The organism is Haloarcula sp. MBLA0138 (genome assembly GCF_055632455.1).
Window position 1 is genome coordinate 123,435 of record NZ_CM145746.1, and the last position, 19,822, is coordinate 143,256.

The 19,822-nt window shown below is 62.4% G+C and carries 21 protein-coding genes; 9 read left to right on the forward strand and 12 right to left on the reverse strand.

The genetic code is table 11. The features are described from left to right. Position 1: 1 nt before the first annotated feature. The 5 genes from ACV7JO_RS00645 (at position 2) to ACV7JO_RS00665 (ending at position 7,275) form a co-directional block, all read left to right on the forward strand. The gene (locus ACV7JO_RS00645) at positions 2-1,762 is read left to right on the forward strand and encodes an ATP synthase subunit A (protein WP_470354409.1); all 1,761 of its coding nucleotides are present in this window, start codon (positions 2-4) and stop codon (positions 1,760-1,762) included. Next, positions 1,762-3,186, forward strand: coding sequence for an ATP synthase subunit B (locus ACV7JO_RS00650; protein WP_470354410.1), 1,425 nt, complete (start codon positions 1,762-1,764; stop codon positions 3,184-3,186). The genes ACV7JO_RS00645 and ACV7JO_RS00650 overlap by 1 nt, the downstream gene beginning before the upstream one ends. A 163-nt stretch (positions 3,187-3,349) precedes the next feature. After that, entirely contained in the window at positions 3,350-4,051 is a 702-nt protein-coding gene (locus tag ACV7JO_RS00655) for a bacteriorhodopsin (protein WP_470354411.1), read from the forward strand. A 117-nt stretch (positions 4,052-4,168) separates the two neighbouring features. Further along, complete coding sequence (locus ACV7JO_RS00660) at positions 4,169-4,873, forward strand: V-type ATP synthase subunit D (protein WP_470354412.1); 705 nt, start codon at positions 4,169-4,171, stop codon at positions 4,871-4,873. 509 nt (positions 4,874-5,382) lie between these two features. Next, positions 5,383-7,275 carry an N-6 DNA methylase gene (locus tag ACV7JO_RS00665; RefSeq protein ID WP_470354413.1) on the forward strand — a complete coding sequence of 631 codons (1,893 nt, stop codon included), beginning with the start codon at positions 5,383-5,385 and terminating at the stop codon, positions 7,273-7,275. A gap of 1 nt (position 7,276) precedes the next feature. Here the strand turns inward: ACV7JO_RS00665 and ACV7JO_RS00670 are convergent, their stop codons facing one another. Then, positions 7,277-7,957, reverse strand: coding sequence for a MamI family restriction endonuclease (locus ACV7JO_RS00670; protein WP_470354414.1), 681 nt, complete (start codon positions 7,955-7,957; stop codon positions 7,277-7,279). Between the two features lie 99 nt (positions 7,958-8,056). Between ACV7JO_RS00670 and ACV7JO_RS00675 the strand changes: the two genes are divergently transcribed. Next, positions 8,057-8,233 (forward strand): AbrB/MazE/SpoVT family DNA-binding domain-containing protein, encoded by a 177-nt coding sequence (locus tag ACV7JO_RS00675; RefSeq protein ID WP_470354415.1) that lies wholly within the window; start codon positions 8,057-8,059, stop codon positions 8,231-8,233. On the opposite strand, the gene ACV7JO_RS00680 is transcribed toward ACV7JO_RS00675, so the two are convergent. The 7 genes from ACV7JO_RS00680 to ACV7JO_RS00710 form a co-directional block, all read right to left on the reverse strand. Beyond that, positions 8,234-8,791 (reverse strand): TATA-box-binding protein, encoded by a 558-nt coding sequence (locus ACV7JO_RS00680; protein WP_470354416.1) that lies wholly within the window; start codon positions 8,789-8,791, stop codon positions 8,234-8,236. Between the two features lie 86 nt (positions 8,792-8,877). Further along, complete coding sequence (locus ACV7JO_RS00685) at positions 8,878-10,269, reverse strand: DUF8148 domain-containing protein (RefSeq protein WP_470354417.1); 1,392 nt, start codon at positions 10,267-10,269, stop codon at positions 8,878-8,880. Between the two features lie 111 nt (positions 10,270-10,380). Next, positions 10,381-10,548, reverse strand: coding sequence for a hypothetical protein (locus ACV7JO_RS00690; RefSeq protein WP_470354418.1), 168 nt, complete (start codon positions 10,546-10,548; stop codon positions 10,381-10,383). A 206-nt stretch (positions 10,549-10,754) separates the two neighbouring features. Continuing rightward, positions 10,755-10,883 carry a DUF7557 family protein gene (locus ACV7JO_RS00695; protein ID WP_470354419.1) on the reverse strand — a complete coding sequence of 43 codons (129 nt, stop codon included), beginning with the start codon at positions 10,881-10,883 and terminating at the stop codon, positions 10,755-10,757. Positions 10,884-11,256: 373 nt separating this feature from the next. Next, on the reverse strand, positions 11,257-11,553 hold the full coding sequence (locus ACV7JO_RS00700) for a hypothetical protein (protein ID WP_470354420.1): 297 nt from the start codon (positions 11,551-11,553) through the stop codon (positions 11,257-11,259). Beyond that, positions 11,550-11,837: a DUF8136 domain-containing protein gene (locus ACV7JO_RS00705; protein ID WP_470354421.1), complete on the reverse strand. Its 288-nt coding sequence runs from the start codon at positions 11,835-11,837 to the stop codon at positions 11,550-11,552. Before ACV7JO_RS00705 ends, ACV7JO_RS00700 begins: the two co-directional genes overlap by 4 nt. A gap of 298 nt (positions 11,838-12,135) precedes the next feature. Further along, on the reverse strand, positions 12,136-12,549 hold the full coding sequence (locus ACV7JO_RS00710; protein ID WP_470354422.1) for a hypothetical protein: 414 nt from the start codon (positions 12,547-12,549) through the stop codon (positions 12,136-12,138). A 122-nt stretch (positions 12,550-12,671) separates the two neighbouring features. Here ACV7JO_RS00710 and ACV7JO_RS00715 point away from each other — a divergent pair, with 122 nt between their 5' ends. Next, the gene (locus ACV7JO_RS00715) at positions 12,672-12,830 is read left to right on the forward strand and encodes a hypothetical protein (protein WP_470354423.1); all 159 of its coding nucleotides are present in this window, start codon (positions 12,672-12,674) and stop codon (positions 12,828-12,830) included. 43 nt (positions 12,831-12,873) lie between these two features. Here the strand turns inward: ACV7JO_RS00715 and ACV7JO_RS00720 are convergent, their stop codons facing one another. Continuing rightward, positions 12,874-14,226: a tyrosine-type recombinase/integrase gene (locus ACV7JO_RS00720; protein WP_470354424.1), complete on the reverse strand. Its 1,353-nt coding sequence runs from the start codon at positions 14,224-14,226 to the stop codon at positions 12,874-12,876. Positions 14,227-14,474: 248 nt separating this feature from the next. On the opposite strand from ACV7JO_RS00720, the gene ACV7JO_RS00725 reads away from it, so the two are divergent. Beyond that, complete coding sequence (locus ACV7JO_RS00725) at positions 14,475-14,867, forward strand: DUF6276 family protein (protein WP_470354425.1); 393 nt, start codon at positions 14,475-14,477, stop codon at positions 14,865-14,867. A 144-nt stretch (positions 14,868-15,011) separates the two neighbouring features. Here the strand turns inward: ACV7JO_RS00725 and prf1 are convergent, their stop codons facing one another. Beyond that, on the reverse strand, positions 15,012-16,262 hold the full coding sequence (gene prf1 / locus ACV7JO_RS00730; RefSeq protein WP_470354426.1) for a peptide chain release factor aRF-1: 1,251 nt from the start codon (positions 16,260-16,262) through the stop codon (positions 15,012-15,014). 201 nt (positions 16,263-16,463) lie between these two features. On the opposite strand from prf1, the gene ACV7JO_RS00735 reads away from it, so the two are divergent. Next, positions 16,464-17,282, forward strand: a complete 819-nt coding sequence (locus tag ACV7JO_RS00735) for a MinD/ParA family ATP-binding protein (RefSeq protein WP_470354427.1) — start codon at positions 16,464-16,466, stop codon at positions 17,280-17,282. Between the two features lie 39 nt (positions 17,283-17,321). On the opposite strand, the gene ACV7JO_RS00740 is transcribed toward ACV7JO_RS00735, so the two are convergent. Both ACV7JO_RS00740 and argS read right to left on the reverse strand, forming a co-directional pair. Beyond that, complete coding sequence (locus ACV7JO_RS00740; RefSeq protein WP_470354428.1) at positions 17,322-17,981, reverse strand: AIM24 family protein; 660 nt, start codon at positions 17,979-17,981, stop codon at positions 17,322-17,324. Positions 17,982-18,055: 74 nt separating this feature from the next. Further along, positions 18,056-19,789: an arginine--tRNA ligase gene (gene argS, locus ACV7JO_RS00745; RefSeq protein ID WP_470354429.1), complete on the reverse strand. Its 1,734-nt coding sequence runs from the start codon at positions 19,787-19,789 to the stop codon at positions 18,056-18,058. Between the last annotated feature and the right edge of the window lie 33 nt (positions 19,790-19,822).

Genomic DNA, 19,822 nt, shown 5'->3' on the forward strand with positions numbered 1-19,822 from the left:
TATGAGTCAAGCAACAGAATCCGACGTCCGCGAGGACGGCATCATCGAAAGCGTCTCGGGACCGGTCGTAACGGCTCGAGACCTCGACGCCCGGATGAACGACGTCGTCTACGTCGGTCAGGAAGGGCTGATGGGCGAGGTCATCGAGATAGAAGGCAACATCACCACCATTCAGGTGTACGAGGAGACCTCCGGCGTCTCCCCCGGCGAACCCGTCGAGGGGACCGGTGCGCCGCTGTCCGTGGACCTCGGGCCGGGCATGCTCGACGCCATCTACGACGGCGTCCAGCGCCCGCTCGACGTCCTCGAGGAGAAGATGGGCTCGGCGTACCTCGACCGCGGCGTCGACGCGCCCGGCATCGACCTGGAGAAGACGTGGGAGTTCGAACCGACCGTCGAGGCCGGCGACGAGGTCGAGGCCGGCGACATCGTCGGGACCGTCCCCGAGACCCCCAGCATCGAGCACAAGGTCATGGTCCCGCCCGACTACGAGGGCGGCGAGGTCGTCTCGACCGAGTCCGGCGACTTCACCGTCGAGGAGACGGTCGTCGAACTGGACTCCGGCGAGGAGATCCAGATGCGACAGGAGTGGCCGGTGCGCCAGCAGCGCCCGACCGTCGAGAAGGAGACCCCGACCGAGCCGCTCATCTCGGGCCAGCGCGTGCTGGACGGCCTGTTCCCCATCGCCAAGGGCGGTACCGCGGCGATTCCCGGGCCCTTCGGTTCCGGGAAGACGGTCACCCAGCACCAGCTCGCCAAGTGGGCCGACGCGGACATCGTCGTCTACGTCGGCTGTGGCGAGCGTGGCAACGAGATGACGGAAGTCATCGAGGACTTCCCGGAACTCGAGGACCCGACCACCGGCAACGCGCTGATGGACCGGACCTGCCTCATCGCCAACACGTCGAACATGCCCGTGGCGGCACGGGAGTCCTGCGTGTACACCGGTATCACCATCGCGGAGTACTTCCGCGACATGGGGTACGACGTGGCGCTGATGGCCGACTCCACCTCCCGGTGGGCCGAGGCCATGCGCGAGATCAGCTCCCGGCTGGAGGAGATGCCCGGCGAGGAGGGCTACCCCGCCTACCTCGCCGCCCGCCTCAGCGAGTTCTACGAGCGGGCCGGCTACTTCCAGAACATCAACGACACCGAGGGCTCCGTGTCGGTCATCGGGGCCGTCTCCCCGCCCGGCGGGGACTTCTCGGAGCCGGTCACCCAGAACACGCTGCGCATCGTCAAGACGTTCTGGGCGCTCGACGCCGACCTCGCCGAACGGCGGCACTTCCCCTCTATCAACTGGAACGAGTCCTACTCGCTGTACCGGGACCAGCTCGACGAGTGGTTCGTCGAGAACGTCCGCGAGGACTGGCCCGAAACCCGGCAGTGGGCCATCGACACCCTCGACGAGGAGGCCGAACTCCAGGAGATCGTCCAGCTCGTCGGGAAGGACGCGCTGCCCGAGGACCAGCAGCTCACGCTCGAAGTCGCGCGGTACCTGCGCGAGGCGTGGCTCCAGCAGAACGCCTTCCACGACGTGGACACCTACTGTGAGCCCGAGAAGACCTACCGCATCATGAACGGCATCAAGACGTTCAACGACGCGGCCTTCGAGGCGCTCGAAGCCGGCGTGCCCGTCGAGGAGATCACCGACATCGACGCCGCACCGCAGCTCAACCGCATCGGCGTCCAAGCGGACTACAACGAGTACGTCGACGACCTCGAAGACGACATCGAGTCCCAACTCGAGGAGCTCTACTAATGAAAGAGTACCAGACAATCACGGAAATCAGCGGACCGCTGGTCTTCGTCGAGACCGACGAGCCGGTCGGCTACGACGAAATCGTCGAGATAGAGACCGGCGACGGCGAGACGCGCCGCGGACAGGTACTGGAGTCCGCCAGCGACTACGTCGCCATTCAGGTCTTCGAGGGGACGGAGGGTATCGACCGCGAGGCCTCCGTTCGCTTCCTCGGCGAGACCATGAAGATGCCCGTCACCGAGGACCTGCTCGGGCGGGTCATGGACGGGACCGGCCAGCCCATCGACGGCGGGCCGGAGATCGTCCCCGACGAGCGCCGCGACATCGTCGGTGCCGCCATCAACCCCTTCTCCCGGGAGTACCCCGAGGAGTTCATCCAGACCGGCGTCTCCTCCATCGACGGGATGAACACGCTGGTCCGGGGCCAGAAGCTCCCCATCTTCTCGGCGTCGGGGCTGCCCCACAACGACCTCGCGCTCCAGATCGCGCGACAGGCCTCCGTCCCGGAGGAAGAGGAAGGCGACGACGACGACGGAACCGAGTTCGCCGTCATCTTCGGCGCGATGGGTATCACGCAGGAGGAGGCAAACGAGTTCATGGACGACTTCGAGCGCACCGGCGCGCTGGAGCGGTCGGTCGTCTTCATGAACCTCGCCGACGACCCGGCCGTCGAGCGGACGCTCACGCCGCGGCTGGCGCTGACCACCGCCGAGTACCTCGCCTTCGACAAGGGGTACCACGTGCTGGTCATCCTGACGGACATGACCAACTACTGCGAGGCGCTGCGTGAGATCGGTGCCGCGCGTGAGGAGGTCCCCGGCCGGCGTGGCTACCCCGGGTACATGTACACGGACCTCGCCCAGCTCTACGAGCGGGCCGGCCGCATCGAGGGCCGCGAGGGCTCCGTGACGCAGATTCCCATCCTCACGATGCCCGGTGACGACGACACCCACCCCATCCCGGACCTGACGGGGTACATCACCGAGGGCCAGATATACATCGACCGCGACCTCAACAGTCAGGGCGTCCAGCCGCCGGTCAACGTCCTGCCCAGCCTGTCGCGGCTGATGGACGACGGCATCGGCGAGGGGCTGACCCGCGCCGACCACGCCGACGTGAAAGACCAGATATTCGCGGCGTACGCGGAGGGTGAGGACCTGCGCGACCTCGTGAACATCGTCGGCCGCGAGGCCCTCTCGGAACTGGACAACAAGTATCTCGACTTCGCCGACCGCTTCGAGCAGGAGTTCGTCGACCAAGGGTTCGACACCGACCGCTCCATCGACGAGACGCTCGAACTCGGCTGGGACCTGCTCTCGATGCTCCCGAAAGACGCGCTGAACCGCATCGACGAGGACCTCATCGAGGAGCACTACCGCGAGGACGAGACCGCCCAGAGCGAAGCCGTCGAAGCGGAAGCGTAAGCGCGGTTCCGTCGCTCTGTTTTCGCAGTTCTCCGCCGCGGGAACTACCTCGTATACCCAATATTTTGGGCATTTGAAGCTTCAGTTGCCAATCCTAAAGTACAGATGTACTATGCCAGCACCCGGCAACGAAGGGATATGGCTGTGGATCGGTACCGCAGGCATGTTCCTCGGCACGCTGTACTTCATCGCCCGCGGTTGGGGAGAGACCGACGAACGCCGCCAGAAGTTCTACATCGCGACGATACTGATAACGACGATAGCGTTCGTCAACTATCTCGCGATGGCGCTCGGCTTCGGCCTGACCATCGTCGAGTTCGGGGGCAGCGAGCACCCGATATACTGGGCGCGATACACCGACTGGCTGTTCACCACACCCCTGCTGTTGTACGACCTCGGACTGTTGGCCGGTGCCGACCGCAACACCATCGCCACGCTGGTCAGCCTCGACGTGTTGATGATAGGGACCGGTATCCTCGCGACGCTGAGTACCGGGAGCGGCGTCCTGTCGGCGGGTGCCGAACGGCTGGTCTGGTGGGGCGTCAGCACGGGCTTCCTACTGGTCTTACTGTACTTCCTGTACAGTTCGCTGTCCGGGCGGATAAGCGACCTTCCCGGTGATACACAGAGTACGTTCCGGACCCTCCGGAACCTCGTGACTGTGGTGTGGCTCGTCTACCCGGTCTGGTGGCTCGTCGGGACCGAAGGGCTGGGCGTCGTCGGTATCGGCACCGAGACGGCCGGCTTCATGGTCATCGACATCGTCGCCAAGGTCGGCTTCGGCTACATCCTGTTGCGTAGTCACAGCGTCCTCGACGGTGCGGTCGACGCCGCCACTGCCGGCGCGTCGCCGGCCGACGACTGACGCCGCCGCGACCGCCCGTCACCGGGCGCGCGGTTCCGCTACCGCAGTCCGTCTCTCCGACAGCGACGTCGAAACGACTGAAAACGATTAACTGCCTACGGCCGAAACGGCCCGGTAATGGCTAAGGACGTCAAACCCACGCGCAAGAACCTGATGCAGATAGAGGACCGCATCGAGCTGTCCGAGCGTGGGCACGACACCCTCGAGAAGAAACGCGACGGGCTCATCATGGAGTTCATGGACATCCTCGACCAAGCTCAGGACGTCCGCTCGGACCTCGACGACTCCTACGACCGCGCCCAGCGCGCCATCGACATGGCCCGGGCGATGGAGGGCGACGTGGCGGTCCGCGGGGCCGCGTCCGCGCTGAAAGAACACCCCGAACTGACGACCCAGTCAAAGAACATCATGGGCGTCGTCGTCCCCCAGATCGAGTCCAGCAAGGTCCGAAAGTCGCTGGACGAGCGGGGCTACGGCGTGATGGGCACTTCCGCCCGTATCGACGAGGCCGCCGAGGCCTACGAGGAACTGCTGGAGAACATCATCCTCGCCGCCGAGGTCGAGACGGCGATGAAGAAGATGCTCGAGGAGATAGAGACGACCAAGCGCCGCGTCAACGCCCTCGAGTTCAAGCTCCTGCCGGACCTCCACGACAACAAGGAGTACATCGAGCAGAAGCTCGAAGAGCAGGAGCGCGAGGAGATATTCCGCATGAAGAAAATCAAAGCGAAAAAAGAATCCGAGACAAGACAAGAACGTGAAGCCGAAGAAGAAGAATCCGAAGACGAAGCCCCGGTCGCCGCCGACGGTTCCGGTATCTAATTCCCGACAAGTTAGCCCTTTTTCCGCCTATCCTTCCCGCCCGCCCGACGACAGGCACGGCTATCGACGCCCCGGCGTCCCCCGATTCGATCTTAACCAACAGCCCCGCCGGCACGGGTGCCCGTGTTGGTTAAGCTGATGCGACGGTGCCGCCGCTACCCGGGCGACGACGTCCCCGCGTCGATCGACGCCGACGGCGGGGGCCGTCCCCGACCGTCACGCCCCGTCAGGAACGTCGCACGTTCCCGAACGTAGCCCGGAAGGTCGCCGTACCGGCACGACCCGACGAAGCGATAACGGGCGACGTGCGGCCACGTACCGGGGTCGTCAGGGTCGACGTCGTGCGTTAGGGACGGCGACCCCCCGAGTGATCGACGCCCATGTAGTGCGCAGTATTCATATGGCCGGTCAACCCCATTTGAAGTATACCGCTGGAACAGAAGGGCCACAGTTTATGTACATTATGCACATACAATTTGCCACGTGCCAGCCTAGCGGGGTACGATATCATGAGTAAGGATCCGTCCCAAACCAAATTGACCGAAGTGGAAGGCACCGATCAGAACATCCGATACGGACACGAATTCAGAAAGTGTAAGAATATTCTTTCGCGGAAAGAGAGTTTGAAGGCTATCGACGCACTAGAAGAAATCGCGAAGATAGTAACGGTCAAAGTCGTCGAAGAAAAGAATTCGACTAACCGCTTCAATCGAAGGTATCTGGAAGAAGGGGACGAATCCCCTATTAATCGATTTGACAACCTGTTGGCGGATGCCGTTTCTGAACTACCTGAACTATCCTTTGACGCTGAAGTCCGGATACGCCACGAATCAACCCTGCTGGATATTGTCGATATCTTCAGCGACTTCGACTTCACATCCAAATCGTCAGGGGGCGGTGACGTCTATCAAGTCTTTATCAGGGAATCCCTTCGGGATGAATTCGGTCAATTCTTCACCCCCAAAGAAATCGGGGAATTCTTGGTTGAACTGCAGGATCCGGACGCTGACGATAGAATCTTGGATCCTTCTGCGGGGCCAGCCGGGTTCTTGGTTAGTGCTAATGATTATTTAGAAGACCGACAACTGTCCGAAAACGGCGACGATATATTTGGGGTAGAAGTCGAACCGACAATCCACGAATTGGCGGTTTTGAACTACTATATCCACGATATGGATACGGACAATATGATCTTAGGGGATTCACTTACCCCAAACAACGACGGATATCCCGCGCCCGTCGAAGACGGTTTTGACGTCATTCTTGCTAATCCACCCTTCAGCATCAAGATTGACGACAGCAACATCCTTGATGGGTTCCGACTGGGGCGGAAGGGGCACCAAGCATCGGATATCCTTTTTGCAGAAAAATGCGTACAGTTGCTAAACGACGATAACGGTCGCTTTGGGATTGTTCTACCTGAAGGCTTCCTGAATACCGACGAATATCGCGACTTCCGCGAATTCCTTCTTGGCAACTGTAGTGTTGATGCAGTAATCAGTCTGCCAGCCGGCGCGTTCGTCCCGTTCGGTAAGTCGATGGCACGCACTTGCCTAATCTTCGGATCAACCGGTAGGGATGACCCTGCATTCGACGGTCGCGTGTTCATGGGGGAAGCCGAAGAAATCGGGTATGAATGCGGAAAGACCGATTACGTCCAAATTGATGCTAACGACCTTCAGAATTTCCTTGATTTAATCGACACCGACGTACCCGAAGGGACAATTCATAACACGGATGCTGGCGGGCGTGCCGCTTGGGTGTCCGACGATCTGCTGAAGCCGGAACGTCTAGACCCCCGAAATTACTTCCAGAAAATCCAGACTGTCAACGTAGATATTGACGCCGAAAACCGTCGGCTAGGGGACATCGCAGATATAATCCAAAACCGGATGACACCGTCCGACCATCCCGACGAAGAATTCGTGTATCTGGAAATCCCTGAAATGCGTGACGAAACGGGGATGGTCGACAGGTACACTACTACAAAAGGATCCGAAATCAACAGCCGAAAAGTAAAATTCGAAGGCGGTGATTTGATATTTTCGCGGATTAACCCGCTGAAGAACCGCATCACGGTCGTCCCGCCCCATATTGACGAAGGTGTCACTTCCAGCGAAATGTACATTATTAGGCCGAAGAACGGCGAAGAAGTTACCAAGTACTACCTATACCGTTTCCTGAAGTCGGAAGCCGCTATGGAATACATTCGTAATCACGTGACTGGATCGTCGTCGTCCCGCCACCGTATAAACAAGGGCGACCTTCGGGATATGGAAGTCCCCTATCCAAGCATAGAACAGCAAAAGCAGATCGCCGAACCGATTCGCGACGGATTCACAGATCTTTGGTCGGCTTATCGCAAGTTCTTCGACGCCCACGAAGAAACGAATATATTCTAATCTAGTCCTGCCATTCAGATAAGGAATCTTGAACTAATTTCGCTTTCCCCGGGTTCAATTCGGCCTTGTGGACATTCATTTCGTTGTCTTCTATGGTCATTTCGAACGCTAACGGAAGTATGATATTCCCGATCTGCTTGGTGACTTTGTTGTCGTCGTCGCCGAGTGGGGGGTGTGCCTGAAAGTTGTTCGACGTATACCCTTCATCATACCACCGCTGAAGTAATTCCCTATAATCAGGGTCTTCAGGTGGCTTAACGTGCCAAATCCGAATACGCATGAAGTCGCTGTTGTTTCGATCGATCAGTATATAGAATACGTTTGGAAGATTGAACCATTCTTCCAACTTGTCTTCTGACCCAATATGGTGATTCCATCGGGGTCGATCAACCCCCGAAATAGTCGAAGCGGTCTTAACTTCTGACCCGTCAGCAAGGTCATCGCCCTTTCCACGCATTCGTTCACCCGGTATTCCAGAAAACACGGACGCCAAGTGTTGGGCGATATATCCCGTGTCGGGCTGTGCCGTTTGTTTGGTGACGTCACGCCACTTCTTCAGTTGTTCCCAAGTGTCGATGAATAATTCGTCGAACAGAAGGGGAATATATTCGACGCGTTCGTCGAACGGTAAATCAAGAATTGCTTCCCGGTCATCTTCGTCATCAGGTAGTTCAACCTTCATCGAATTATGTCTGGCAGTTGTAGATTGGTTTATTTTCCTGCACAAATTGTACATTCTGCACAGAAATTACAAAATGCCTAGAAGGCGGCACCTTGCAGTATGTCGAAGACAGTCAAAGCGCGGGAACACTATGGGGCTGATTCTTTAGACTTGACAATACCGTCAGAATTAGTAAGGGAATACGACGTGAATCCCGGGGATATCTTTGAAATAGACCACGAAGTAGACGACGGCGAATTGGTCGTCAGATACCGACGGGTGTACGAAAGCGAATAGTCAGGTAGAATCTAGATACAGACTATCGGTAGTATCCGTGAAATCAGCATAGGCGTCCCGGGCTTCGTCGATTGATTGCATCCCTGTAATCACGATCTTTCCGCTGGCGAAAACCAAGAAGACTGCCGGCGAATCCGCCATTCGATACACAAGGCCCGGGAATTGTTCGGGTTCGTATTCGACGTGTTCAAGCCCCAATCCAATCGCTAAAGCGTTTAGATCAAACGAAGTGTCGTGATTAGCCACACAGACAAGATTCTGTACAGAAAACCCGTCCCGATTGGTCGAATATTCGATTCCAAGGGAATCTAACGCGGTCAAAAATTGTTCCCGAACTTCGTGAAGTCGATTTACCGAATCTGGCCCGGTGATATGGTACTTCCCATTCCTGTACAGGGTTATCGTCGGGCCGTCTTCTTGCATTTGGATATGGATACCGGGATACTTTTCGGGGTTATAACGTGCAGAATAGGCATCCAGATCCTTTGCCAATTGTTCTAAATCTAGTTCGATATGAAGTTGACCGGCCCCAACTACGTTCACAATTTCGACGGCCATACGTGATTGATTGGTTAGTGAATCATGTTCCGGTGTTAAAGTCTAATCGAACGTGTATCAGCATTCGCTGAAAACAGCGATATTCTTCACGGTGGGGGTTGCGCCCGGTCGACTTGATGCGGCGTCACGAACCGTGCACGCTGTCGCACGTAGCCGGGAAGGTCATCGTACCGGCACGCCCCGACGAAGCGATAGCGGGCGACGTGCGGCCACGTATCGGCGTCGTCAGGGTCGACGTCGTCGCCGTCCGGGGCGTCGTTCGTCAGGGACGGCGACCCCGTGAATAGCCGGCGTTCAAGCGACCAATAGATAGCCGTCTTCCATAGGTCGTCAGGGGCGTCGACCGGGTCGCCCGATCGACGGGCCGCCGCCGCGTCGTCGACGTCGTCGGGGGACATAGCCGCGACCGTCGATAGCGCCCGAAGCGACTTCGACAGGTACGCCCGGGGCGCTTCCCCGTCGGCGTCGTCGGGGCCGTCACCCGACCATAGCCACCGACCGTCCCGGTTCGCCAGCCCGTCGAACCAAACGACTTCCCCGTGGTCGCACCGTTCCGACCAATACCACGACAGGGCCGCCTTCGTCGTCACGAACCGAAGCCCGAACATGACGACGTGTAAGTGCGGCTTCCCGTCGTCGGTGTATTCCAAGACCGTCAGGTTCGGCGGGCGATACCCCGGGCGCGGCGGCCCCGAATCCGCGTCGATCGCCAGCCACGATAACAGCCGGTTTTTCGCTTCGAAAAGCGACGTCGTCGCGTCGGCGATACTGTCGTTCCGCTTCGGGTCAGTCGTCAGGGTCATACACACCGCCCGGTCGAAGCGTTCCGTCGCCCGCCGCCAAGCCCGGTCGAACGTGTCCCGCGTATCGGCGACCCGTGACGGCGTGTTGAAGCGGGTTGAATACGGGACGCATAGGTATTCGGGGACGTCGCCCCGCACCCGTTCGAAGACGGAATACAGCCCGTCGACGGCGTCTAATTCCGTCGCCAATTCCCCAAGAAGGGCCGCCCGCGTCGACGGCGACCCGACGGTCATATTCTTCGACAGGGCCGCCCGCGCCCGGTCTTTGGCGTAATCGTCCCGCCCGTCGCCCGTGTTACACCCCGTCCCGTCCCCGTCCGGCGGTTTTGCCGCACGCATACGGCGGAACAAGGTAAGTGCGGCTGGCGTCGGGAAGACCCATAGATAGCCGTCACGTCGGGCGGTTTCGAATAGTTCCGGGTGTCCGTCGAAGAATCGACGCGCTACCTGATAGTCGGCCCCGCTGTCGACGGCGTCAGGGTCGAAGACGGTACGAACGATATGCGGTAGATTCGCCCCGTCGGGCGTTCCCGCGACGTATTGGAAAAGGGCCGTCTTCGCGTCGGCGCGGCGGTCGCCAGCCCACGGCAGGGAACACGCGGTGTCCCCTACCCCGGGCGTTTGACACGCGATCGACGCGGTCGACGACCTTCCCGAACTACTGTCCGTCGCCATACCCGGCGTCGGACGGCAGGGGCTTGTCGCCCGCTATGTAGCACCCGGCGCACGGGAAGGCCCCGGGAAGCGCGGCACATTCCGGGCACCCGTCGGTGTCGACGTCGCCCGTCATTCGTCGCCGTCACCCCTGTCGTCGCCGTCGGCGATCGCAAGTAGTTCGGCGGCGGTGTCTGAAAGCGGTAGGTCACTATCGGCGACGGCTTCCAAGGCGTCCCGCTTGGCTTCGATTTTGGCTTCGGTGGTCGATTCGTCGGGCGTGGTGTCCGTGGTCGTCATTTTGTGGCTGGCGTGCCGACGTCGCGGGGTCGACGGCCCGCCGCGCCCCACCGGGAACCACCGAAACCGACAAGATTCCGGGCGTACAAGACCCGGACGCACCGCGATTGGTGCGAACCCTACTTTCGGCGGCGGCCCCCTTCGGGTCGCGGTCGTTTCGGGGCGTGTTGGCGCACGCCCCGGTCGATACTTTCAGCCCGCTACCGTCAGGTATCGGTGTCTTCCAACAGCCGGCGCACGACGTCGTCGTATGTATCGTTCATATCGCCGTGTTCCCGAAGCCGGTCGCGGGTGTCGGGTGTTAGGGGAATCGTGGTCGTCATTTTTCGCGCCATATGAACGGCGTGACGACTATTATGGTAAAAATGTATCGGTAAATTGACTATTGTATGAAATGGATTTGTCGGTGTTACACCGAATTACTGTCGGAATCCGTGACTGTTACACCGAATCGCCGTCGAAACCGGCGACCGAACCCGTGCCAGCGTCCCCCCACGACGTCGGGCGCGGTCGACCCGACGGGTCGCTACCCGTCGGCGAAGCCGTCTTCGGGAAGGTGAACTTCGCACCGATCGACGCCCGGTAGCGACGGGCGACGGCACGGCGTTCCGTCGACGGTATCAGCCCCGCACGGCTGGCGGGCGTCGTCGAACCCGGCTAACCCGGGGTCGTCAGGGTCGTCGGGCGACCCTTCGGCGTGAACCCCGGTCATTCGTCCCTGACGGCGTCCCTGTCGCCGTCGTCGCGTGCGTCGACCCATTCCCCGGCTTCCCGATCGTACCGGGTGTGAACCGTCACTTCGGCCCCGTCGCGCCCGTCTTCGACGTCGTCGTCGGTGTCGTCGGGGGCGGTCGTATCGGTGCGTTCGTCCGGCGGAAGGTCGACGGCGACTGTTGTGATTTTCACTTCCGTTACTTCGGGGACGTCGGCACGGGTAGCGTCCCGAAGGTCGTCTAATTCACTTCGCACGTTTCGCCGCGTCGGTCGCTTCTTGTCGTCGGTCATTTGTGGTCGATTTGGTCGCGTAGGTCGTCGATTTCTTGGCGCATTTGTTCAAGGTCTTCGTCCCGGCGTAACTGCCGATATTGGCCCGCAAGGTAGCCTAACGTCCGAAGCCAGCCCTGCCGGACTTTTTCGTTTTCAGGGTCATAGACGCGCCCCGATTCGACCTTCCGGTGCGCTTCCCGAAGCCCGTCTTCGACTAACGCCAGCACTTCGTCGCGGTCGGCGACGTCGGGGAATAGGTCGGACGTGTCCGGGCCGTCCGGGTCGTCGGCGTCGGTCGTCATAGGACACCCCCCGGGGGGAAAGCCCGGAAGCCGGTCGTTCGACGGCTGTACCCCGGGTTCGCGCCGGGATACGCGCCGCTTGTCGACGGTGTAACCACGGATAACGTCGAAGAACCCGCGCCGGGGGCGACCTTACCCCGTCGCGGGCGATCGGCCCTACGACCCGAACGGGTCAGGGAACCGACGACGGTGTCGAACGACGACCGAATCGGTCGATTACCGCGACAGGGCCTATGGGAAGCCCGTCGCGTCTTACGGTATGAACCCGGCATAATTGGGTGTTGGGGTGCGTCCCCGATTAGTCGGCAAGCCGGTCATTTAGCCGGGCGGCGTCGTCGTCGCCGATAGCGTCGACGATACTGTCGACCGTCGATTCTATTTCCGCAAGTTGGTCGCCGGTGCGAAGGATAATCCGGGCATAGCGACGTGCTTTTTCGCGGTCGTCCAAGTTCATTAGGTCGTCGACCAAGTCGTCAACGTCCGACCCGGCGGCGTCGTCGCGGTCGTTCTTCGACACGTCGGCGGCACCGCCGTCCGGGCCGTGTCCGGCAAGCGTGATTCCGTCGTCGCCCCGCTTCGTCCCTGACCCGCCCGTGTTCATCCGCGTGTTGGCGTCCTTGCTATGAAGGGGCGCGGGCGTCTTCTTGTTCCCCGCGAATCGCTGGTTGTCTTCCGATTTGCTACGCATTTCACGGTCGTCGTCGTTCGACATGGTACAGTCTTAATCACGGGTTCGACCTTCATAATAGTCAGGCACCGTACCATTAATGTGTCGTCGTTACACCGCCTTAGTCGCCGGAAAACCGAAGATAGTTCGGACGAATCTATCGGGATATGACAGAAAAGGTAATATCAGTCTATGACGCCGACGACGCGGAAACGATCGTGAACGGGATAGAAGCGACCGACGCCGATACGCACGGGGAAGCCGTCGCGGAATTGGCGGCGGCATACACCGGCTGGCGGGCGACTGATAGTGACGACGACGGGTGACGGTCGCCAGCCCGACCGCGACGACGGGCGACCCCCTGACGACCTATTCGTCGCCGGTTAGTCGTTCAAGAAGTGCCTGTTTCACGTCCGGGTCGTCAAGTAGTTCGTCGACGGCGTCGACCTTTTCCATCGTTTCGCCGTCTTCCGGGTCGGTTTCGGCATACGACCCCTTGACTTGGTCTTCTATCTGTTCTTGGGCCGCCTTCGCGTCGGGCGTAATGACGTCCCCACAATTCGGGCACGCCTTCGCGTTCGGGTCAAGAATTTCACCACACGTCCCGCACGATTCGGGCGTAAGCCCGCTTTCCTTTTCAGGTTCTTCGCCGTGGTACTTCGCTACCGCGTGTCCGATCGCGTCGTCGTCGGACAGGTGCCGATAGGTCGTTTCCATCACGTTCGACCCCGGCGCGTCACCCCGAAGGTGCTTGATATAGGCGTCGTCAAGGTCGTAATCCCGCTTCGCTATCGTCGTGAAATAGTGCCGGAAGATATGGGGGTGAACGTCCTTGTCGACGTCGGCCTTGTCGGCGATTTTCCGAAGGTGGTAGCGAATCGTATCTTGCGTAATCATACCGCCGGGTTCGCCGCCGCCGGTCGCCTTCGGCGTGATTAGATAGTCGTCAGGTTCGCCCGTCGGGTGGTATTCCAGCCACCGGCGAACATACGCTTCCGACCCCAATAGCGGGCGCTTCCCCGACGCACCTTTCAGCCCGTCGGCGTCTTCGTTTAGATACAAAACGTCGTCGTCAAGGTCTATATCCTTGATTCGAAGCGTTTGAATCGCCCGAATCCGTTGCCCGGTGAACGCCAGCAATTCGAAAAGGCACCGTTCGCGGGGACTGTCGATCGCGTCCCGCATAGCCTGTACTTCGTCGACGGTGAACATATCGCGTTCGTCGACCGGCGACTTGTCCGGGGCGAAGACAGGGATTTCTTCGGGGTCGACGTCGTGCCCGTCGTGGTAGCGGTAGAACGCCTTTAGCGCGGATTGATACTGTCCGACCGTCCCCTTCGAAGAATACCCGTCGTCGGGGGCGACGTCGGCGGCCCCGCTTGTCATATCAGCCATTAACTGATTGATAGAATCGGTGTCTTGGGATAGAAGCGGGCCGTCGGTTTCCGTCGCCGCCAGCCGAAGCCGGCTGGCGTAGTTCGACAGCGTCTTCGGTTCCTTCGTTTCCCGACCGTTCCCGTTCGCCCGGAAGGTAGCGCCCGGCACGTCCGGGTCAAGGGCGTCTAACACGGCACGGATAGCGTCGGCGTCGTCTTCGGACACGTCGCCGCGTAGCGTGCCCGGGCCGTCGGTGTCCGGGGCGGGGCCGTCGCCCGTCACCTTCGCCAGCCGGTCTAATTCCTTTTCGTAGCGGTCGCGGGGGTCGTCACGGTGGGTCGCCATACACCCACGTTCCGGGGCCTTTCACTTATTTCTTAGCCAAGAAATCAAGCGCGCTTAGAAAATCAAGGCCAAGAAGGAGGAAGAGGAAGACGCCGTCGAGGCCGCCGAGACCGAGGACGAGGAAGTCGAACCCGTCGCCGCCGACGACTGACGGCCGCGCCGGTCCGTTTCTCTCCGCCCGCCTGTCCCGTCGCCACGGCGGCGCGCACGCGACACGTCCTTCTACCCCCCGCTCGATACTCCCCGGTATGGACTGCCCGGAGTGTGGCGGCGAGACGGTTCCGTTTCCCGTCTCCGAAGAGTTGCGCGAGTACCTGCCGGGCGACGCCGCGGGCGCGCGGGTCTGTCGAGCGTGTCTGGCCCTGCGTCCGGAGCCGTCGCCCCCCGACGCCGTGCCGGACTTCTCGGCGGTCGACGACGCCTTCCCATCGGCGGCGGCGGCCGCAGTGCCGCTGGTGTTACTCGTCGGCCTACTCGACGCGCTCGCGGTCCACCGGGCGGAGATAACCGCGCTCCTCGAACGCGTCGAGCGCGCCGGGACGGACCCGCTGCTCGCCGTCGACCGACTGGGCGCGAGCTACGGCGACGCTGCACACGTCGACCTCAGCCGCCGGCGCAGGCAGCTCGAACAGCTCCTCTGACGGAACCACATATATTAGGTACTACCCACTTACGTCGGTCGCGCTTGGGTGCGACTGCGGCGACGCTGCGTGGCCGCGCGTGGTCCGGTGCTGTGCCCACCCGACCCCCTCCCCCCACCACTTCACCCCCACTTTCGGCGTCCGTTAGACGCCCGTCGAGTACCTGAGGAGACCGGCGATACCGCCGAAGGCGGTCTGTAGCTGCTCGCCTTTCTCGAAGTCCGTCGAGATGAACACCGTCTCGGTGCCGCGCTGGTCGGCCAGTTCCATCAGGTGATCGATGGCGTCCTCGCGGTCGGCGGCGTCGGCGTCGACGGTCGCGGAACACCGGGTACAGTCGTGGGCCTCGGTCTCGGCGTTCGCGGCGACGAGTTCGTACTCGTCGTGGTCGTTCTCGCAGGTGTAGGTGATAACGTCCTTCCGGAGGTCCTCTGAGATGAGCAGTTGCTCGACCGCGCCCATGTTGAGGTTCTGGCGGGTCTGGTCGAACCCGTAGGTGGCCTTGTCGCCGTCGTGGAGTTCCTTGAAGAACTCCTCCATGACCTGCTTGTCCTGCAGCATCTCGTGCTCGTCGAGCACGTCCTGTGCGGCGTCGACGAGGTCGTACAGGCCCGACTCGTCGGTGTAGGCCACGTCGAACTTCCCCAGCACCATGTCCTGTAGCTCGTGGTGGAGGTAGTCGCCGTCGAGGAACTCGTCTTTGGTCGGTGAGGGACCGCCGACGAGGATGCCGTCGATCTCGTGGCGCTCGTCGACGAACAGGTCGTTTGCCATCCCCGCGACCTCCTGATAGAAGTTGTCGATGGCCTCCAGTCGCAGGCGGGCGAACCGCTGGGCCGACTGTCCCCCTTTGCGCTGTTTGCCCGGCACCAGCGACGAGGCGGACTTGACTGGCTCGACGCGTTTGCCCTTCAGCCACCCGACGTTGGCCTCCCGCCGGTCCAGCACGACGAGACCGAACAGCCCCTTGTCGGCCAGCATCTCCTCCAGTGGTTCGGTGAGGAACTCCGAGTCGCAGTGGTACCGGAACGACTGGATGGGGTCGGGCGGCCCTTCGAGGACCTTGGTGACCATGTCGGTCCGACCGCCACCTTGGTCGATGGCCCCCGAGAACAGCACCATCCCGTTTTCCGGTGCCGTGTCGTAGTAGCGCAGCCGGTCCTTGATGGAGGTCAGGGCGTCTTGGACCGCCGTTCGGGTGTCCTTCGACTTGATGTTCGACGCCTCCGAGTGCTCTTGGGTGACGTGAGCGACGACGTCGCTGAGTAGCTTCTCCTCCGGAACGTAGATAGAGACCAGTTGGGTCCCGGAGCCGCGGTACCCCTTGAGTTCCTCGATTACCTTTCGGAACTCGTACTTCTGCTTGTCTGATTGCTCCTGTTCCTGCTCGCTCATTACTTCCCGTTGGCCGAGGCGGCGTAAGAACCTGTTGACAGGGCGGCGCGAGCGGGGGTGAGCGCCGCCGTCGGGCGGCCGGTGCCCGGGAACGGCGGGCGCGACGCATCCGCGTCGCGGCCGCTCGCGTCCGGTGTGTTAGTAAAGAACGTGACGGACGGCTTTATATGACTGCCATTCCTGTGGTCAAGCAACCGAACTATGGCGGGGTACGTCTGTACGATTGCGGGCGGGAAAGGCGGGGTCGGGAAGACGACGACCGCGGTCAACGTCGGCGTCGCTCTCGAGAAGCAGGGGTACGACGTCGCCGTCGTCGACGCGGACCTCGGGATGGCGAACCTCGGCGCGATGCTGGCGGTCGAACCGGACAAGAGCCTCCACGAGATTCTGGCCGGCGACGCCGCCGTCAGCGAGGCCCTGACCGACGCCGCGGGGGGGCTGACGGTCATCCCGGGCGAGCAGTCCCTGGAGGCGTTCGCCGACGCGGACCCGGCGAAACTCCGGAAGGTCATCAAGACGCTCCGGAACGCCTACGACGTGGTACTCATCGACACCGGCGCGGGACTGAGCCACGAGGTGGCGGTCCCGCTCGGGCTGGCCGACGGCATCGTCCTCGTGACGACCCCCGACGAGGTAGCCGTCGGCGACACGGTCAAGACCGCGGAACTCGCCGACCGCATCGACGGCGAGGTCATCGGCGCAATCATCAACCGCGTCACCCGCCACACCGACGTCGCCGACATCGCCGACCGCCTCGGCTTCCCGCTGCTGGCGGTCGTCCCCGACGACCCGCAGGCGACGACCGACGAACCGCTCGTGCTCAACGTTCCCGACAGCCCCGCCGCCGACGCCTTCCAGCGGCTCACCGACGCGCTGGAGGGCCTGTTCTTCAAGGGCAAGACCGTCGAGGAAGACCTCGAAACCATCGTCGACGACAGTTGGTTCGTCGACGACGGGGAACCCGACCCGGAGACCGAGGACGACGAGGACTCCGGGGGCGTCTTCGGGCTGTTCAACTGAGCCGGTCGATGACCGAACGGGCGGACGGGGTGTGGCCGGCTACTGCGCGCCGTGTTCCTCGTAGGGCTGGACGACGACGAAGCCGTCGCCGTCGAAGCGCATCTGGTAGCGCTCGCCGGACTCCTGGCCGACCATGTCGGACAGACTCCGGTTGACCTCCACGTCGGGTGCGGTGTCGCTCCACGCGACCGTCGCGGCGGGGTCGGTCGAGACTGGCGGTTCGAGGACGATGGGGTCGCCGTGGGTCGTCAGCGCGACGTAGCCCGGTCCCTGTAGATAGACGTTCGTGAGGCCGCCGGCGAAGGAGCCGGCGAGGCTGTCGATGGTGCTTATCTCGTAGGAGACGCTCGACTCGAAGGCGAGGACGTCCTCGCCGTTGACGGTGATGTCGTCGCCGGCCCCCAGTTCGAGCAGCTGGACCTTCTTCTGCTCGTCGGCGAGGTAGACGTGGCCGTCGCCTTCGACTTCCATGACCGGCGTGCCCTCGCCGGTCGCCGCCTCCTTCAGAAAGCCCGTGATGCCGCCCTCGGCGGAGGCCTTGCCGGTGAACGAGAGGTCGCCGGTGAACGCGACCATCGACCCGGCTTTCGCCTGCAGGCTCCCGTCGACGTTCACGTCGAGGGTGTAGCTGTTCTCGAGTTGGAAGGGCTCGTCGCTGTCCGTGGGGACGTGTTGGGATTTGAATCGGTCGACTTCCATGGTGTCACAGAGCCGGCGGGCGGCTCTATTGGCGCGTCGTTCGGCTCCGGAAAAAAGTCTACGGGTGCGCCCAGCTACATCGAGGCCGGCGCTTCGACGCCCAGCGAGTCGAGAGCGTTGGCGACGGCGTGGCGCGTCCCGGCCACCAGCGCCAGCCGGGCGGCCCGCGTCTCGCCGTCGGCGTCGAGTACCGGACACTCCCGGTAGAAGGCGTTGAACGTCTCCGCGAGGTCCCGCGTGTACGTGGCGACGGTATGGGGTTCGAGGTCGGCGGCGGCTTCGTCTATCACGGCCGGGAACCGCGCCAGCACCCGCAGGAGGTCACGGGCCTCGGGCTCGACGAGCGCGTCGAACGTCGGGCGCTCGGGCGCGTCGGCGTCGTCGAGGATGCCACAGCAGCGCGCGTGGACGTACTGGACGTAGGGGGCGGACTGGGCCTCGAAGTCCAGCGCCCGGTCCCACTCGAAGGTGATGCCCTTCGTCGGCTGTTTCGAGACGATGTCGTACCGGACCGCGCCGACGCCGACCTGATGGGCGATGCGGTCGATGTCGTCCGCGTCCAAGTCGCCGCGGGTGCGGTCGTCGAGCCGTGCCTCCACTTCCTCGCGCGCCCGGGCGATGGCCTCGTCCAACAGGTCGTCGAGGTCGATGCCGGTCCCCTCGCGGGTACTCATCCCGCCCTCGGGGAGGTTGACCCACGAGTAAAACACCTGCCGGAGCTGGTCAGTGTCGTTGTCAAGCAGTTCGAGGGCGGCCGAGAGCTGGTCGGCCTGGAGCTTGTGGTCCTCGCCCAGCACGGTCACGGCGCGGTCGTAGGTGTCGAACTTCCACTCGTGGTGGGCGAGGTCCCGGGTCGTGTACAGCGAGGTGTCGTCCGACCGCAGGAAGACGAGGTTCTTCTCGAAGTCGGGCAGGTCGAGTTGCCACGCGTCCTCCTCGTAGACCGCACAGTCCAGTTCCTTGAGGCGGTCGACCAAGGCGTCGGTGTCGCCGTTGCGCATGAACCGCGTCTCCTTGACGAACTCGTCGAACGCCGCGGGCAGCCGGTCGAGCGTGCGCTGCATCCCGCCCAACACGGTGTCGACGACCTCGGCGACCCGCTCGTAGGTCTCGTCGTCGCCGTCTTCGAGCCCCTGTAGGATGGCCTGTATCTCGGCTTCGGCCGCCTCGGCGTCCTCGGGGTCGGCGGCTTCGAGGTAGGCGTTGCCCTTGCGGTAGTACCGGACCATCCCGTACTCCGGGGAGTCCCGCTCCGGTTCGGGCAGGTCGGCCTCGTCGAAGGTCTCGTAGGCCCACGTGAACACGGCTATCTGGCGGCCGGCGTCGTTGACGTAGTAGTGGCGGTCGACGTCGTAGCCGGCGTAGTCCAGCACCCGGGCGACGGCGTCGCCGATGATGGGGTTGCGGGCGCGGCCGACGTGGACCGGCCCCGTCGGGTTCGCGGAGGTGTGCTCGACGACGACCGTCTCCTCGCGGTCGGGCAGGCGGCCGTACGCGTCGTCGGTCGCCGCCCGGAACGTCTCGGCGAAGTAGGCGTCGCTCGGGAGGAAGTTGACGTACGGCCCCTGTGTCTCGACGCGGCCGACGTAGGTCAGGGACGCGGCGTCGACGGCCCCGGCCACGTCGGCGGCCACCTTCGGGGGCGGCGCGCCGACCTCGCCGGCCAGCCGGAACGCGGCGCTGGAGGCCAGCACGGCGTCGACGTCGGCCGGCGGCTCCTCGAGCCCGAGGTCGTCGGTCGGCAGGTCGAGGTCCGTGAGCGCGGCTTCGAGGGCGTCCTCGACCTCCGCGCGGAGCTGCAGGAACATACCCGCGGCTTTCGCGGCGGGGAGTAAATGGGT

Coding starts and splice junctions, on each gene's coding strand:
- ACV7JO_RS00685 (WP_470354417.1), bottom strand. CDS start 10,269: ATGGCGACGGACAGTAGTTCGGGAAGGTCGTCGACCGCGTCGATCGCG.
- ACV7JO_RS00645 (WP_470354409.1), top strand. CDS start 2: ATGAGTCAAGCAACAGAATCCGACGTCCGCGAGGACGGCATCATCGAA.
- prf1 (WP_470354426.1), bottom strand. CDS start 16,262: ATGAGCGAGCAGGAACAGGAGCAATCAGACAAGCAGAAGTACGAGTTC.
- ACV7JO_RS00675 (WP_470354415.1), top strand. CDS start 8,057: ATGTCGAAGACAGTCAAAGCGCGGGAACACTATGGGGCTGATTCTTTA.
- ACV7JO_RS00650 (WP_470354410.1), top strand. CDS start 1,762: ATGAAAGAGTACCAGACAATCACGGAAATCAGCGGACCGCTGGTCTTC.
- ACV7JO_RS00715 (WP_470354423.1), top strand. CDS start 12,672: ATGACAGAAAAGGTAATATCAGTCTATGACGCCGACGACGCGGAAACG.
- ACV7JO_RS00720 (WP_470354424.1), bottom strand. CDS start 14,226: ATGGCGACCCACCGTGACGACCCCCGCGACCGCTACGAAAAGGAATTA.
- ACV7JO_RS00690 (WP_470354418.1), bottom strand. CDS start 10,548: ATGACGACCACGGACACCACGCCCGACGAATCGACCACCGAAGCCAAA.
- ACV7JO_RS00735 (WP_470354427.1), top strand. CDS start 16,464: ATGGCGGGGTACGTCTGTACGATTGCGGGCGGGAAAGGCGGGGTCGGG.
- ACV7JO_RS00655 (WP_470354411.1), top strand. CDS start 3,350: ATGTTCCTCGGCACGCTGTACTTCATCGCCCGCGGTTGGGGAGAGACC.
- ACV7JO_RS00680 (WP_470354416.1), bottom strand. CDS start 8,791: ATGGCCGTCGAAATTGTGAACGTAGTTGGGGCCGGTCAACTTCATATC.
- ACV7JO_RS00695 (WP_470354419.1), bottom strand. CDS start 10,883: ATGGCGCGAAAAATGACGACCACGATTCCCCTAACACCCGACACCCGC.
- ACV7JO_RS00725 (WP_470354425.1), top strand. CDS start 14,475: ATGGACTGCCCGGAGTGTGGCGGCGAGACGGTTCCGTTTCCCGTCTCC.
- ACV7JO_RS00660 (WP_470354412.1), top strand. CDS start 4,169: ATGGCTAAGGACGTCAAACCCACGCGCAAGAACCTGATGCAGATAGAG.
- ACV7JO_RS00740 (WP_470354428.1), bottom strand. CDS start 17,981: ATGGAAGTCGACCGATTCAAATCCCAACACGTCCCCACGGACAGCGAC.
- argS (WP_470354429.1), bottom strand. CDS start 19,789: ATGTTCCTGCAGCTCCGCGCGGAGGTCGAGGACGCCCTCGAAGCCGCG.
- ACV7JO_RS00665 (WP_470354413.1), top strand. CDS start 5,383: ATGAGTAAGGATCCGTCCCAAACCAAATTGACCGAAGTGGAAGGCACC.
- ACV7JO_RS00700 (WP_470354420.1), bottom strand. CDS start 11,553: ATGACCGACGACAAGAAGCGACCGACGCGGCGAAACGTGCGAAGTGAA.
- ACV7JO_RS00670 (WP_470354414.1), bottom strand. CDS start 7,957: ATGAAGGTTGAACTACCTGATGACGAAGATGACCGGGAAGCAATTCTT.
- ACV7JO_RS00705 (WP_470354421.1), bottom strand. CDS start 11,837: ATGACGACCGACGCCGACGACCCGGACGGCCCGGACACGTCCGACCTA.
- ACV7JO_RS00710 (WP_470354422.1), bottom strand. CDS start 12,549: ATGTCGAACGACGACGACCGTGAAATGCGTAGCAAATCGGAAGACAAC.